The organism is Ruegeria sp. BH6 (assembly GCF_056538105.1).
Genome location: NZ_JBQFSR010000004.1, coordinates 215,774 through 229,771 on the forward strand (window position 1 = coordinate 215,774; position 13,998 = coordinate 229,771).

The 13,998-nt window shown below is 58.2% G+C and carries 12 protein-coding genes; 3 read left to right on the plus strand and 9 right to left on the minus strand.

Translation table 11 applies throughout. From position 1 onward, the window contains the following. Positions 1-49 precede the first annotated feature (49 nt). From ACR0B8_RS11415 to ACR0B8_RS11435, 5 genes are all read right to left on the minus strand, one after another. Positions 50-1,993, minus strand: coding sequence for an AMP-binding protein (locus tag ACR0B8_RS11415; protein WP_170376719.1), 1,944 nt, complete (start codon positions 1,991-1,993; stop codon positions 50-52). A gap of 389 nt (positions 1,994-2,382) precedes the next feature. Beyond that, complete coding sequence (locus ACR0B8_RS11420; protein WP_170360986.1) at positions 2,383-2,580, minus strand: hypothetical protein; 198 nt, start codon at positions 2,578-2,580, stop codon at positions 2,383-2,385. 195 nt (positions 2,581-2,775) lie between these two features. Beyond that, positions 2,776-3,174, minus strand: a complete 399-nt coding sequence (mutT, locus tag ACR0B8_RS11425) for an 8-oxo-dGTP diphosphatase MutT (protein ID WP_226689038.1) — start codon at positions 3,172-3,174, stop codon at positions 2,776-2,778. A 55-nt stretch (positions 3,175-3,229) separates the two neighbouring features. Further along, complete coding sequence (argJ, locus tag ACR0B8_RS11430) at positions 3,230-4,456, minus strand: bifunctional glutamate N-acetyltransferase/amino-acid acetyltransferase ArgJ (RefSeq protein WP_480658492.1); 1,227 nt, start codon at positions 4,454-4,456, stop codon at positions 3,230-3,232. A gap of 5 nt (positions 4,457-4,461) precedes the next feature. Then, positions 4,462-5,310 (minus strand): peptidylprolyl isomerase, encoded by an 849-nt coding sequence (locus ACR0B8_RS11435; RefSeq protein ID WP_170349601.1) that lies wholly within the window; start codon positions 5,308-5,310, stop codon positions 4,462-4,464. A gap of 176 nt (positions 5,311-5,486) precedes the next feature. Here ACR0B8_RS11435 and secA point away from each other — a divergent pair, with 176 nt between their 5' ends. From secA to ACR0B8_RS11450, 3 genes are all read left to right on the plus strand, one after another. Further along, the gene (gene secA / locus ACR0B8_RS11440; RefSeq protein ID WP_170349600.1) at positions 5,487-8,204 is read left to right on the plus strand and encodes a preprotein translocase subunit SecA; all 2,718 of its coding nucleotides are present in this window, start codon (positions 5,487-5,489) and stop codon (positions 8,202-8,204) included. Positions 8,205-8,304: 100 nt separating this feature from the next. After that, a complete protein-coding gene (locus tag ACR0B8_RS11445; RefSeq protein ID WP_170396792.1) occupies positions 8,305-9,228 on the plus strand; it encodes a hypothetical protein in 924 nt (307 codons plus the stop codon). A 25-nt stretch (positions 9,229-9,253) separates the two neighbouring features. After that, on the plus strand, positions 9,254-10,810 hold the full coding sequence (locus tag ACR0B8_RS11450; RefSeq protein ID WP_480658490.1) for a phosphate ABC transporter substrate-binding/OmpA family protein: 1,557 nt from the start codon (positions 9,254-9,256) through the stop codon (positions 10,808-10,810). 4 nt (positions 10,811-10,814) lie between these two features. Here the strand turns inward: ACR0B8_RS11450 and radC are convergent, their stop codons facing one another. From radC to ACR0B8_RS11470, 4 genes are all read right to left on the minus strand, one after another. Further along, entirely contained in the window at positions 10,815-11,570 is a 756-nt protein-coding gene (gene radC / locus ACR0B8_RS11455; RefSeq protein ID WP_170349597.1) for a RadC family protein, read from the minus strand. Between the two features lie 110 nt (positions 11,571-11,680). Continuing rightward, positions 11,681-12,643, minus strand: a complete 963-nt coding sequence (locus tag ACR0B8_RS11460) for a HesA/MoeB/ThiF family protein (protein ID WP_226689035.1) — start codon at positions 12,641-12,643, stop codon at positions 11,681-11,683. Then, the gene (locus ACR0B8_RS11465; protein WP_226689034.1) at positions 12,640-13,236 is read right to left on the minus strand and encodes a thiamine phosphate synthase; all 597 of its coding nucleotides are present in this window, start codon (positions 13,234-13,236) and stop codon (positions 12,640-12,642) included. Before ACR0B8_RS11465 ends, ACR0B8_RS11460 begins: the two co-directional genes overlap by 4 nt. Further along, positions 13,233-13,997, minus strand: a complete 765-nt coding sequence (locus tag ACR0B8_RS11470; RefSeq protein WP_226689033.1) for a thiazole synthase — start codon at positions 13,995-13,997, stop codon at positions 13,233-13,235. The genes ACR0B8_RS11465 and ACR0B8_RS11470 overlap by 4 nt, the downstream gene beginning before the upstream one ends. Position 13,998: the final 1 nt, after the last annotated feature.

Genomic DNA, 13,998 nt, shown 5'->3' on the forward strand with positions numbered 1-13,998 from the left:
GATGGCGGGCGGGGCGATGACCGCAGGTCGAGCGGCGCTCGGCGACCCATCATTCCGCAGCCACTTTATGTTGAGCGACCGGTACAACCGGCGCATCTACGATCTCAAGCGTCGCGCTGATCGATCCCTTGCGGCCGTCCTCATAGGTCACTTCCGTTTTGGTTGAGACGGTCTCTGACCCGTCATACAGCGCCGCGATAATGTCGCTGAACTTGTCCTCGACAAACCCGCGCCGCACTTTCCGCGTGCGGGTCATCTCGCCGTCATCCGCATCCAGTTCCTTGTGTAGAACCACAAAGCGATGCACCTGACAGCCCGACAGCATCTCGTCGGCGGCAACAGATTTGTTCACCTCTTCCACATGTGCCTTGATGGTCTCTAACACCTGTGGATTCGCCGTCAGTTCTTGATAAGACCCGTAGGCCACGTTGTTACGTTCCGCCCAATTGCCCACTGCTGTCAGGTCGATATTGATAAAGGCCACGCAGCGATCCTTGCCGTTTCCAAACAAAACAACTTCAAGGATGTCAGGATAGAATTTCAGCTTGTTCTCGACGTATTTCGGCGCAAACATCGACCCGTCGGCCATCTTGCCCACATCCTTTGCGCGGTCAATTATCCGCAAATGCCCTGAGTTCTCTTCGATGAAACCGGCATCGCCAGTGGCAACCCATCCCTCGGCATCTTTGGTCGAGGCCGTGGAATCCGGGTTTTTGAAATACTCAACAAAAACACCGGGCGAGCGATAGTGAATTTCTCCCTTGTCATCGATCTTCAACTCGACATCCGGCGCTGGCACACCAACCGTATCCGCGCGTACTTCGCCGTCCGGTTGCACGGTGATGAACACGGTGGCCTCGGTCTGGCCGTAGAGCTGTTTCAGATTGATGCCAAGGGATCGGTAGAAATCGAAAATCTCGGGCCCGATGGCCTCACCCGCCGTATAGCCCACCCGGAACCGACCATAACCCAGCGTATCCTTCAGCGGGCCGTAGACCAGCAGATTGCCCAGCGCGTATTTCAACTTATCACCGAGGCCCACGGGTTTGCCATCCAGCAGCAAACCTCCGACCTTCTTGGCATGCGCCATGAAGTGATGGAACATGCGCTGCTTCAGCTTGCCCGCGTCCTCCATCCGGATCATCACGTTGGTCAGCTGTGTTTCGAACACGCGCGGCGGGGCGAAGAAATAGGTCGGTCCGATCTCGCGTAGATCGGTCATCATCGTATCGGCGCTTTCGGGGCAGTTCACGCAGAACCCGCACCAATAGGCCTGACCGATGGAAAAGATAAAATCGCCCACCCAGGCCATCGGCAGGTAGGACAGGATATCCTCGCTCTGGGTCAGATGATCGAACTCGGCTGAATTCTTGGCGCTTTCGATGACGTTGCGGTTCGACAACACCACGCCCTTGGGCTTGCCGGTAGTGCCCGAGGTATAGAGCATCACGCAGGTATCGTCATAAGTGATCGCAGCGATGCGCTTGTCCAGTTCCGCATCGAACCGGGCGTGACCGGCACGGCCTTCGGCCATGATGTCGTCCAGCGCGTTCATCTGGGAATGGTCGTATTTCCGCATCCCCCGCTTGTCGGTATAAAGGATGTGTTTGACCTGGTGCAGGTTTTCCTGAATCTCGATGACCTTATCAACCTGCTCTTGGTCCCCGCAGACGACGTATTTTGCACCGCAATGTTCCAGCACATAGGCCATCTCTTCGGCCACCGCGTCCTGATATAGTGGAACCGGAACCGCACCGACCATTTGCGCCGCGACCATCGACCAATAATGCGCCGGGCGGTTGCGACCGATCACAGCAATATGGTCGCCCTTTTCAACACCCAACTCGAGAAACCCCAACGCGATGGCACGAATTTCCTTAGTCGTCTCAGCCCAGGTCCAGCATTGCCAGATGCCGAATTCTTTCTCTCGATAGGCCGGGGCGTCCCCGAACTGTGTCGCGTTTCGGTGTAGCAGCGCAGCAAGGGAGTGCATCCCCTCGGCGCCCGACTGCGTCTGAGCCAATCTTCCTCTCCTCCACATCCGGCCTCTCCCCGGGCCGGAAAAAGCGGACCCGAGGATCAACCCCGGACGCCAACGCCCGATTAAGGGACGCTTGCACGATCAGCGTCAACTTTTTCCTGATGTTTTCTCAATTCTTACGAATTGTAACAACCAAGACGTGGTGAAACCTGACCGATCTTGGGTGTGGAAATTGCAAACCTAAATCGAACGAACAGATAAACAGCCCTGACCTACTATCAAATGCTCTGATCGTCAGGAACGATTTGCCGCCGCAGACATCGGTCTTGCGGAGGTCTTCTAATGGCTAAATATTCTGGATTATCACATAAGACACGGCGCATTAGGCGCTGGTAGAAAATTCAGAAAATCGCGTGTTGATGAAGGCCGACAACAACAAAGGCCGACGCCGCAATGACCAATGCAGACGCGAAATACTTGAAACTTAGCTGTTTCTTTTCAGGCTTCATCGTCCATGTCGCCCATTTGTTTTGCAATTCATTGTTGGTGGAACTTGTATCGCTTTTCATAACATCACCAATCCGATCTGCGCCATTCAATCTGTGTAGCCGCCCCTGACCTTATCATTGAGTAAATCTGCAGACAGGCACCATTAGGTGTTTTCGACTCGCCGTAAGCTAACAGAGTTTGCATCAACAATATTAAATACAGAAGCAACGCGTTGTTCACATTGCATTCACATTCTCTTGGTTGAAAACGGAATTGATTTCGTTCCGACGTCCAATCTGACGGATTTACAGCCAGTCCCGCAAAATTGGGATCAGCGGCACATCCGCTGCAGGCATCGGGTAGTTTCGCAGCTCATTCGCGCGCACCCATTTCAGTGCCTGCCCTTCTTTAGACTGCGGGATCCCCTCCCACTTGCGGCAGGCAAACAAGGGCATCAACAGGTGAAATTCGTCATAGCTGTGACTGGCGAAGGTCAGCGGGGCAAGGCAGGAGGCCCAGGTGTCGATGCCCAGCTCCTCATGCAATTCGCGGATCAAGGCGGCTTCGGGCGTTTCTCCGGCTTCGATCTTGCCGCCGGGGAACTCCCACAAGCCCGCCATGGATTTACCTTCCGGGCGCTGCGCCAGCAACACCCGGCCCTCGATGTCGATCAGGGCGACGGCAGACACTAATACGGTTTTCATGGTCGCAATCCCGGACGCAAAACCGGGCTCCACTTTTGCTGGAATTGCTCCGGTTTCACGAGCGATAATCCGCGTTGATCTCGATATACCCGTGGGTCAGATCGCAGGTCCAAACGGTGGACTTACCTTCGACCAGCCCCAGGTCGACCGAGATCACCAGATCCTGACCTTTCATATAGGCGGCGGCGGCGTCCTCGCTGTAATCGGGGCTGACCCAGCCTTTCTCGGCCACCAGAATGTCACCGAAAGAAATGCTCAGCAGGTCCCGATCCGCCGCGGCACCCGATTTTCCGATGGCCATAACAACGCGGCCCCAGTTCGGGTCCTCGCCTGCAATTGCGGTTTTGACCAGCGGGGAATTGGCGATGGCCAGCCCATGCACCTTGGCATCTGCGTCCGAGGCGGCCCCAGTCACACGGATTTCCACGAATTTCGTCGCACCTTCTCCGTCGCGCACTACCTGCTGCGCCAAATCCAGCATCACGCCTTCCAGTGCCTCGGCAAAGGCGACATTGCCCGTCGCGTCCACGCCTGACGCCCCGGTCGCGCACAGCAACAGGCTGTCCGAAGTTGAGGTATCGCTATCCACCGTGATGCAGTTGAATGTCCGGTCCGTCTGCGCGCCTAGCAGCGCCTGCAGCGCCGACTGTTCGACCTGCGCATCGGTGAAAATGTAAACCAGCATCGTCGCCATATCCGGGGCGATCATGCCTGATCCCTTTGCAATCCCCGCAATAGAGACTGTTTTTCGATCAATCTCGACCTGCGCGCAGGATCCTTTCGGGAACGTGTCTGTGGTCATGATCGCGCGCGCGGCATCCTCGACCGCGTGACGGCTGAGGCCCGCTTTCAGAGCCTCAAGCTGCGCCACGATACGCTCATGAGGCAACGGCTCACCAATTACGCCGGTGGACGAGGTAAAGACCCGTTCGACCGGAACACCGGTGGCCTTGGAAACTGCCTGCGTCACTTCGGCCACCGAGGTCTGACCATAATGACCGGTAAAGGCATTGGCATTGCCTGAATTCACCAGGATCGCAGCTGGTCCCTCGTTGGTTCCGCCGATCTTGTCCTGACAGTCTAGGACCGGGGCCGCGCGTGTGGCGGAGCGTGTGAACACCCCCGCCACCGAAGTGCCGGGATCCATCACCGCCAGCATAACATCAGTACGGCCCTGATAGCGCACACCGGCCTCGACCGTGGCGAACCGCACACCGTCAATCGCGGGCAAATCGGGAAAGGCCGCCGGGGCCAGCGGAGATACCTTTGTGATCGTGGTCACGGGGGTTACTCCTGAAGCAGTTCGATCTGACGCAGCGCCTCGGGGCCAGCACCCTCGGGGGCGGGACGATCGATGTCGGCCTCGCGGGTCAGCTCGTCGATCCGTGCCTGAATGACGCCCTGTTGCAGGGTTTGGGTCAACTCGGCGCGTACCTGTTCCAATTCAGGCGCTTCGGTTTTGCGCTTGTCGTTCAGGGTGACCAGATGCCAGCCGAACTGAGTTTTCACCGGCTCGGAAATCTGGCCTTTGTCCAGCGCGATCACGGCCGCCTCAAATTCCGGGACCATCTGACCGGGTCCGAACCAGCCCAGTTCACCCCCGTTCGGGCCCGACGGGCCGGTGGAGTGTTCTTTGGCCATTTCGGCAAAATCGGCGCCGTCATCCAGCTGTGCCTTGATTTCTTTGGCTTTGTCTTCCGTTTCCACCAGAATATGGCTGGCGTTGAACTCGTCCGAACCTTCGAAATCCGCGTACTGGGCGTCATAGGCGTCTTGTATCACGTCGTCGGTCAGGTTTTCGTCGATCAACGCATCCACCGCCTGCACCGCACGCATGGATCGCGTCTCGTTTTCCAAGGCCAGAGTGTTCAGTTTGCTCAAAGCGTCCTGCTGCTGGCTCAACAATTGTTGCTGGATCAGCTGATCCAGAATCAGATCATACAGAACATCATCTTCGATCTGCTGGTACTGCTCGGGCAGCGCGGCTGCGGTGGCGATGATGTGACCCAATGTGATTTCATCACCGTTCACACGAGCGACCACGGTGGCGGCATCAGGTTTGGTTTCGGCGGCCAATGGCAGGGCCATCACAGCAGCAAGCGCCAACGATGGCAGAAAAGTGAGGCCTTTGGGCATGGAATCATCCTATTTCTTTGCCGCGACAGGGCGCAGCGTTGACACTCTGGGACCTGCCGCTTACATCGCTTTGAAGCCTTGGACAGGGCCGCCTTTCACCCCCCGTATCTATGGGTTGCGCGCAAGGTGGGCAAGCCTGTCGCAACCACGATAAGAACAGATCCGCTGGAGTGAACATGCTGGGACTCGGAACGCTCGCCAAAAAGGTGTTCGGAACACCGAACGACCGCAAGATTAAGGCGACCCGCCCGTTGGTCGAGAAAATCAACGCGCTGGAGCCAGAGTTCGAGAAACTGTCCGATGACGGCCTGATCGAAAAAACCGCCGAGCTGCGCAAACGCGCACTGGACGGGGAAAGCCTGGATGACCTGCTGCCCGAAGCCTTTGCCAACGTCCGCGAAGGCGCCAAACGCGCGCTGGGTCTGCGCGCCTTTGACGTGCAGCTGATGGGCGGCGCGTTCCTGCATCAAGGCAACATCTCGGAAATGAAGACCGGTGAGGGCAAGACGCTGGTCGCCACCTTCCCCGCCTATCTGAATGCGCTGACCGGCAAGGGCGTTCACGTGGTCACGGTTAACGAATATCTGGCCAAGCGCGACTCGGAATGGATGGGCAAGGTGTTTGCCTCCGTGGGCATGACCACCGGCGTGATCTGGTCGGGCCAACCCGACGCCGAAAAGAAAGCGGCCTATGCCTGTGATGTGACCTATGCCACCAATAATGAGCTGGGTTTCGACTATTTGCGCGACAATATGAAGGCCGAGCTGGACCAGATTTACCAGAAATACCACAATTTCGCGATTGTGGACGAGGTCGACTCGATCCTGATCGACGAAGCGCGAACACCGCTGATTATCTCGGGGCCGTCGCAGGACCGTTCGGATCTGTATACCGCCATTGATGGATTGATCCCCTCGTTGCAGGACGATCACTATACGCTGGACGAAAAGTCCCGCAACGTGACCTTCACCGATGAGGGCAACGAGTTTCTGGAACAGCAGCTGATTGCTGCGGGGCTGATCCCCGAAGGGCATTCGCTGTATGATCCCGAAAGCACAACCGTGGTGCACCACGTCAACCAGGGTCTGCGCGCGCACAAGCTGTTCACGCGCGACAAGGACTATATCGTCCGTGACGGCGATGTCGTGCTGATCGACGAATTCACCGGCCGGATGATGCCGGGCCGCCGCCTGTCCGAAGGTCTGCATCAGGCCATCGAAGCCAAAGAAGGTGTGCAGATTCAGCCGGAAAACGTGACGCTGGCCAGTGTGACTTTCCAAAACTATTTCCGCCTGTACGACAAGCTGGGCGGCATGACTGGCACCGCACTGACCGAGGCCGAAGAATTCGCTGAAATCTACGGTTTGGGCGTAGTCGAGGTTCCGACCAACAAACCGATTGCCCGTTTGGACGAAGACGATCAGGTCTATCGCACCGCCGGTGAGAAATACGGCGCGATGATCGAACAGACCAAAGAGGCGCAGGAAAAGGGCCAGCCGGTCCTCCTGGGCACCACGTCGATCGAGAAATCCGAACTGCTCAGCCAAATGCTGCAAAAGGAAGGCATTGCACACAATGTTCTGAACGCCCGCCAGCACGAGCAAGAGGCGCAGATCGTCGCCGATGCCGGCCGTCTGGGTGCGGTGACTATCGCCACCAACATGGCTGGCCGCGGCACCGATATTCAGCTGGGCGGCAATGTGGAAATGAAGGTTCTGCAGGCACTGGCCGAAAACCCCGAGGCCGACCCGGCCCAGCTGCGTGCCGCTGAAGAATCCCGCCATGCCGAGGAAAAGGAAAAGGTTCTGGCAGCCGGTGGTCTTTATGTGATGGCGTCCGAGCGTCACGAAAGCCGCCGCATCGACAACCAGCTTCGTGGCCGTTCGGGCCGTCAGGGCGATCCGGGCCGCACCGTGTTTTACCTGAGCCTCGAAGACGACCTGATGCGAATCTTTGGGTCAGAACGCCTCGATAAGGTGCTGACCACCCTGGGCATGAAAGAAGGCGAAGCCATCGTCCACCCCTGGGTGAACAAGTCACTGGAGCGGGCACAGTCCAAGGTCGAAGGCCGCAACTTTGACATGCGCAAGAACGTCCTGAAATTTGACGACGTGATGAACGACCAGCGGAAGGTAGTGTTCAGCCAACGGCGTGAGATTATGTCTTCGGACGACCTGTCCGAAATCGTCTCGGATATGCGCGAACAGGTGATCGACGATCTGATCGACGAACACATGCCGCCAAAATCCTATGCCGATCAATGGGACACGGACGGTCTGCACGAGGCGGTCAAGGATAAGCTGACCATCGACGCCCCTGTACAGGACTGGGCCGCCGAAGAAGGCGTGGATGACGAGCAGGTACGCGAACGTCTGATCAACGCCGCAGACGAGATGATGGCGCAGAAAGCGGCGGCCTTTGGTCCCGAAAACATGCGCAACATCGAAAAACAGGTGCTGTTGAACACCATCGACGGTAAATGGCGCGAGCATCTGTTGACGCTGGAACATCTGCGCTCGGTCGTTGGGTTCCGCGGCTATGCCCAGCGCGATCCGCTGAACGAATACAAGAACGAAAGCTTCCAGCTGTTCGAGTCGATGCTCGATAGCCTGCGTGAGACCGTGACTCAGCAATTGTCACGCGTGCGCCCACTGTCTGAAGAAGAGCAGCGGGAAATGCTGGCGCAGATGCAAGCACAACAGGCTCAGGCGCAGCAGCAGGTCGAACAAGCGACCGAACGGGCCGAAGCGGTAGCCGAGGCCGAAGCCTCGGGCGATCCGCGTCCCGGCTTTGTCGAGGATGATCCAAGCACCTGGGGCAACCCGTCGCGCAATGACCGTTGCCCCTGTGGATCGGGCAAAAAATTTAAACACTGCCACGGGCGCCTGACCTAACGTCAGCGTAATTCAGACACATTGAGTCCTCCTCACGGCCACATATTGGCCGTGATTCAGAATCAATATGCGACTCGCTCCTTCAACTGGGGAGGGTGTCTTGTTTGTAATAAAGAACTACGTGACCACCGGCGGCACAGTCGTTTGCGCGCTGGCAATTGGTTACCTGATGCAAAATGGATTTCCTGCGTGGTCTGACGACGTGCAGGGCACTGAACTTGCGGCCGCTGATCAAGGTGCCGGTATTCCCGGGCTGGAGGACATCGTCTTGACCTCCTCGACCCCCGCCCAGGAAACGGTTCGCGCCATCCCTTCTGCACAACGAGTTGAGACTCCCAGCCGGTCAACCCCCTCTGATCACGCTGATTGTAGCCTTAGTGCCCGCGCACGCGCCGTGCCCGGTGCTGCCGCGCGCCTGATCATCAAGGCCCCCTGCCACGGTAATGAACGGATCGAGGTGCATCACAGTGGACTGACCGTAACCCAGCAGACAGACGCCAATGGCACGCTGGACCTGACCATACCGGCCTTGTCGGAATACGCGATCTTCCTGATCTCACTTGACGATCAGAAAGGGACCGTAGCCACCACTCACGTTCCCGACATCAGCCAGTATGCCCGCGTTGTATTACAATGGCAGGGCACGACCGAGCTGCAGATCCACGCGCTGGAATTTGGGGCCAGCTATGGGGATGCAGGTCATGTTTCGGCTCAGTCTGACTCGCAAGGCGCAGGCAGTGTCGTTCAGCTGACGCAACCGACCTTCAGCGATGCGCGCAACCTCGAGATCTATTCCTTTCCCGCCGCGCAATCGGATCAATCGGGCTCGATCGAATTGACGGTCGAGGCTGAGGTGACGTCAGAAAATTGCGGCACGGACCTGCACGTTCAGTCGCTGGAGTTGCGCGAAGACCGGAAACTGCGGCCGCGCGAATTAACGCTGAACTTTCCAGACTGCTCCAAAACAGGTGAGTTTCTGGTGTTGAATAATCTGTTCCAAAACCTGACAATCGCGGCAAACTAAAACCGCAGGCAGGCTCGAACTTCCTATGACATTTCTTCGTGTGGCGGCGGTCACACTGTTTTCGGCAACACTTTCCTCAGCCGTTCAGGCGCAGGATATCTCGCTCACCTCTCATGACGGCAAGGTCGAGGTGACAGGCACTCTGCTTGGCTTTGACGGAGAGTTCTACCGCGTCGACACCCAATTTGGTGAGCTGACGGTGGATGGCTCGGGCGTGACCTGCGATGGCCCTGCCTGCCCCAACCTGACCGATTTCGTGGGCGAACTGAGGTTTTCAGGTTCTTCCGTCATGGCCGAGAAGGTGTTGCCTGCCCTGTTGATGAGCTTTGCCGAACAGGAAGGGCTGTCAGTCACGTCCCGTCAGCCCGCTCCGGACAGTTTGATATACGAGCTTCATCAGGATGGGCGCGACGCGCCGCTGGGCCGATTCTATTTCGATATCGGCAATACCGGTCAGGGCTTTGCCGATCTGATCGCGGATCAGACCGACATTGTCATGGCTTTGCGCGAAATCCGCCCGTCAGAGCAAGAGGCTGCCGAGGCCGCTGGTTTGGGCGATTTGACCCACGCACGCCGGTCGCGGGTTATTGCGTTGGATGCGTTGGTGCCCATCGTGGCGCCGGACAATCCCGTGCCCCAAATCTCTCCGGCGGATCTTGCCTTGGTGTTTTCTGGCGCGATTGACAATTGGTCCACCTTGGGTGGACCCGACGCACCAATTGCTCTGCACCTGCCCGACGTCGGATCAGGTCTGGCACAAGGGGTCGAGGATCAACTGCTTTCACCCGCCAGTATCGATCTGTCTGATGCCGTTATCCGGCATAAGCGCAGCAGCGATCTGGTTCAAAAGGTCATCAAGGACCCTTTTGCCATCGGCATCGCTAGCCAGGCCGAGGCTGACGCGGCCCGCGCACTGCCCCTGACCGGTGGATGTGGTCACGTGTTGATGGCCACCCGGCAGACGATCAAGACCGAGGACTACCCGCTGACCTCACCCATGTTCCTGTACCTCCCCAAGCGCCGCCTGCCCCGTATTGCCCGGCAGTTTCTGGCCTATACCCAAGGCGACGCAGCCCAAAAGGCGATCCGCAATGCGGGTTTTGTCGATCAGGAACCCGAGATGATGCGGATCGGACTGCAGGGCGATCGTCTGGCCAATGCGGTGGCCTCGGGTGGCCCCGAGGTTGGGTTGGAGGAATTGCAGCGTATGGTCGATACCCTCAGACCCATGTCCCGGCTGTCGCTATCGGTCAGGTTCGAGGCAGGCTCGTCCCGCCCCGACGCACAATCACGGTCGAACATCCAGCATTTGGCCCAACAGCTTGAGGCCGGGACGCTGAATGCGCGCAAGCTGGTGTTCGTTGGTTTCAGCGACGGCGACGGAGCCGCGACTGCAAATAAGCGGATCGCCTTGCTGCGGGCCAAAACCGTTCGCAATGCGGTGTTGGCGGCGGTGGAAACTGCCATTCCTGATAGTGTTGAATTGCAAGTCGATGCGTTTGGTGAGGCGATGCCGATGGCTTGCGACGACACCGAATGGGGCCGAAAGATCAACCGCCGGGTCGAGATCTGGGTTCAGTAACTCGCTACAGATATCCCTGCGACCGAAAGCTCAGTTCATTCGATTTGCCGATGATCAGATGATCATGCAGCGTCAGCCCCAGGGCCAAACATGCGTCCTGTATCCGGTTGGTCATGTCGATATCTGATTGCGACGGGGTCGGATCGCCCGAAGGGTGATTGTGTACCAGGATCAAGGCTGACGCATTCAATTCCAACGCCCGTTTCGCAACCTCGCGCGGATATACCGGTACGTGATCGACGGTGCCCGTGGCCTGTTCCTCATCCGCGATTAGCACGTTCTTGCGATCCAGATAGAACACCCGGAACTGCTCCGTCTCGCGATGGGCCATCGTGGTGTGACAATAGTCCAGCAGTGCATCCCAACCTGAAATCACGTGCCGCTGCATCACCCGCGCGCGGGCCATGCGATGGGCGCAGGCCTCAAGTATCTTCAGATCGGTGATCACCGTGTCACCAACGCCCTTGATCTGACGCAGCCGTTCCTCGGGCGCGGTCAGAACCCGGTTGAAATCCCCAAACGTGTCCATCAGCGCCCGTGCCAGCGGCTTTACATCCTGCCGCGGGATTGAACGGAACAGCACCAGTTCCAACAGTTCATAATCCGGCATCGCCGCCGATCCGCCTGACATGAACCGTTCCCGCAGGCGTTTCCGGTGGTCTTTGATGTAGGACGGTAACCGACCCGAGGGCAGGGGTGCCACCGGGGCTTCGTCACTTTCAAACAGCATCGGGGCTTCGGCAAAGGCGTCCTGAGTCATGCGTTCAGATTTACGCAGAATCGGTTTCCGAAAGGTTAACGCGCCCAAACGACCCTAGACCCCTTTGGTCGATAGTCACCGGTTTCCACCTACCTCGTGTATCAATTCACTCATGTAGTTGAGGCTGCAACCAGGACAATCTCACCGGACCAATCCGATTGAATTTGCTCAGCCGCCCGCCATGCGCGCAATCCGCTAGAGCAACAAAGCGCAAGTCTTTTTCCTTTGTTAGGCTCTGTTTTCAGGGATTCAACAATGTCCCGACGTGCTCTGCTGTGAAGAGGCTCGGGGGCCTCGTCCCGGGTGCGCAGTTCAATGATCACATCATCTTCGGTCAATTGGCTGGCGGAAAGAAATCGAAAGTGGTGCGCCGGTTCCGGTGCGCCGTCAAATCTGAATGTGCTGTTGCGCAGCGTGCGGGCGTCAAACTGTACCAACTGTCCCAGAGGCGAGGGGTCCAGGCCAAGGATCACGCCCAGCGCCATTTGCGCCTGCAAGGCACCTATCACCCCAACGACAGGGCCCAGCACGCCGGCCGTTGCACAGTTCGCGCCGCTATCCGGTGCATCCGGAAACACCGCACGCAAGGACGGCGCGCCAGCACAAAACCCACCGACATAGCCGGTCAGCCCCAATACGGATGCGCTGATCAGCGGCTTGCCCTGCAACAAACAGGTATCCGACAAGATATAGCTGGCCGCATAACTGTCCGCGCAGTCCAGAACAATGTCAGAGCTGCGGACAAAATTTAACACATTCTGGTTTGTTAGAGCCTGATTCTCGGCCATTACGGTGATGTCACCATTCAGCGCCCGGCAGCGTTCTGCGGCGACTTTGGCCTTGGCGCGCCCACAGTCGGATTCAGCGAACAATGTCTGCCGATGCAGGTTCGATAGCGCGATTTCATCTCTGTCCAGGATGGTCAAATGCCCTACCCCGGCCCCGGCCAACAAGGGTAAGACCGGGGCGGCTAACCCGCCTGCGCCCACCACCAGAACCCGCGCTGCTGACAGGCGGGTCTGGCCTGCCGGTCCAACCTCGGGCAGGATCATCTGGCGGGCATAGCGGCTCATCTCGCGACCTCGATCCATTCGCGAACACGGGTTTCTGGATCGGAATTCAGCGTGATGTCCGTGACGACCGAGACGATGTCGGCCCCCGCCTGCAAGACGCCCGGCGCCCGCTCAACGCTCATGCCGCCAATCGCGACCAGAGGGATATCCCCTACCCGCGCCTTCCATTCGGTGACGCGTGGCAGGCCCTGCTGTTCCCATTTCATTTTTTTCAGGATCGTCGGATAGACCGGGCCCAAAGCCACATAGTCCGAGTCCATGGTCAGGACTCGCTCTAATTCATCATCATCGTGGGTGGAGACACCCAGTTTCAGCCCCGCCTTGCGGATGGCTTTCAGATCAGCCACGTCCAGATCCTCTTGCCCGAGATGAATCCACTCACAACCAGCGTCGATAGCCGCCTGCCAATGATCATTGACCACCAGCACGGTGCCGTGGGCACGGCATAGTTCCAACGATTGGGCGATCTGTTCCCGTATGACCACATCAAGCTGATCCTTAATCCGCAGTTGCACCAGCTTCACACCCAGGGGCAGCATCCGGCGCAACCAATCAGAGTGGTCGAAGATCGGATAAAATCGGCCTAACATCATGATAAGAAGGCCTTTCCGATTACCGGAGTTGACGGTTCGGCCATATCGCGCGCCTCGATCGGGTCGGCTTGATGCGCCAGTTGCCCGGCCTCAATCGCCAGTATCATCGCGCGGGCCATGGCCACAGGGTTTCCAGCACGAGCGACAGCGGTATTCAGCAGAACGGCGTCATAACCCAACTCCATCGCCTGCGCGGCGTGACTGGGCAGGCCGATCCCGGCATCCACAACCAATGGAACATTGGGGAACTCGGCCCGCATCGCGCGTAGAGCATATTCATTGTTCAGCCCGCGCCCCGACCCGATGGGTGCACCCCAAGGCATCAGCACCTCGCACCCGGCGGCCAGCAGACGCTCGCCCACGATCAGGTCGTCGGTGGTGTAGGGGAAAACCTGAAACCCGTCCTCGGTCAGTATGCGCGCGGCCTCGACCAGTTGAAACACATCTGGCTGCAAACTGTCAGTGTGGCCGATCAATTCCAGCTTGATCCAATTAGTGTCAAACACCTCACGCGCCATATGGGCGGTGGTTACAGCTTCTTTGACGGTGTGGCACCCAGCGGTGTTTGGCAGGATCAGCACGCCCAGCTCGCGGATCATCTGCCAGAAGGTCTGCCCAGCCCCAGATTCACGGCGCAAGGACACTGTGGCAACACCCGCGCCGCTCTCGCGAAACGCCTGTTCCAAAATAGCGGGGCTTGGATACTGCGCCGTTCCCAACATCAGCGGATTGGGCAGCTGAGTTCCGTAGAAGGTCTTCATC

Coding starts and splice junctions, on each gene's coding strand:
- ACR0B8_RS11415 (WP_170376719.1), bottom strand. CDS start 1,993: ATGCACTCCCTTGCTGCGCTGCTACACCGAAACGCGACACAGTTCGGG.
- mutT (WP_226689038.1), bottom strand. CDS start 3,174: ATGAAAACCGTATTAGTGTCTGCCGTCGCCCTGATCGACATCGAGGGC.
- ACR0B8_RS11435 (WP_170349601.1), bottom strand. CDS start 5,310: ATGCCCAAAGGCCTCACTTTTCTGCCATCGTTGGCGCTTGCTGCTGTG.
- secA (WP_170349600.1), top strand. CDS start 5,487: ATGCTGGGACTCGGAACGCTCGCCAAAAAGGTGTTCGGAACACCGAAC.
- ACR0B8_RS11450 (WP_480658490.1), top strand. CDS start 9,254: ATGACATTTCTTCGTGTGGCGGCGGTCACACTGTTTTCGGCAACACTT.
- radC (WP_170349597.1), bottom strand. CDS start 11,570: ATGACTCAGGACGCCTTTGCCGAAGCCCCGATGCTGTTTGAAAGTGAC.
- ACR0B8_RS11460 (WP_226689035.1), bottom strand. CDS start 12,643: ATGAGCCGCTATGCCCGCCAGATGATCCTGCCCGAGGTTGGACCGGCA.
- ACR0B8_RS11465 (WP_226689034.1), bottom strand. CDS start 13,236: ATGATGTTAGGCCGATTTTATCCGATCTTCGACCACTCTGATTGGTTG.
- ACR0B8_RS11470 (WP_226689033.1), bottom strand. CDS start 13,997: ATGAAGACCTTCTACGGAACTCAGCTGCCCAATCCGCTGATGTTGGGA.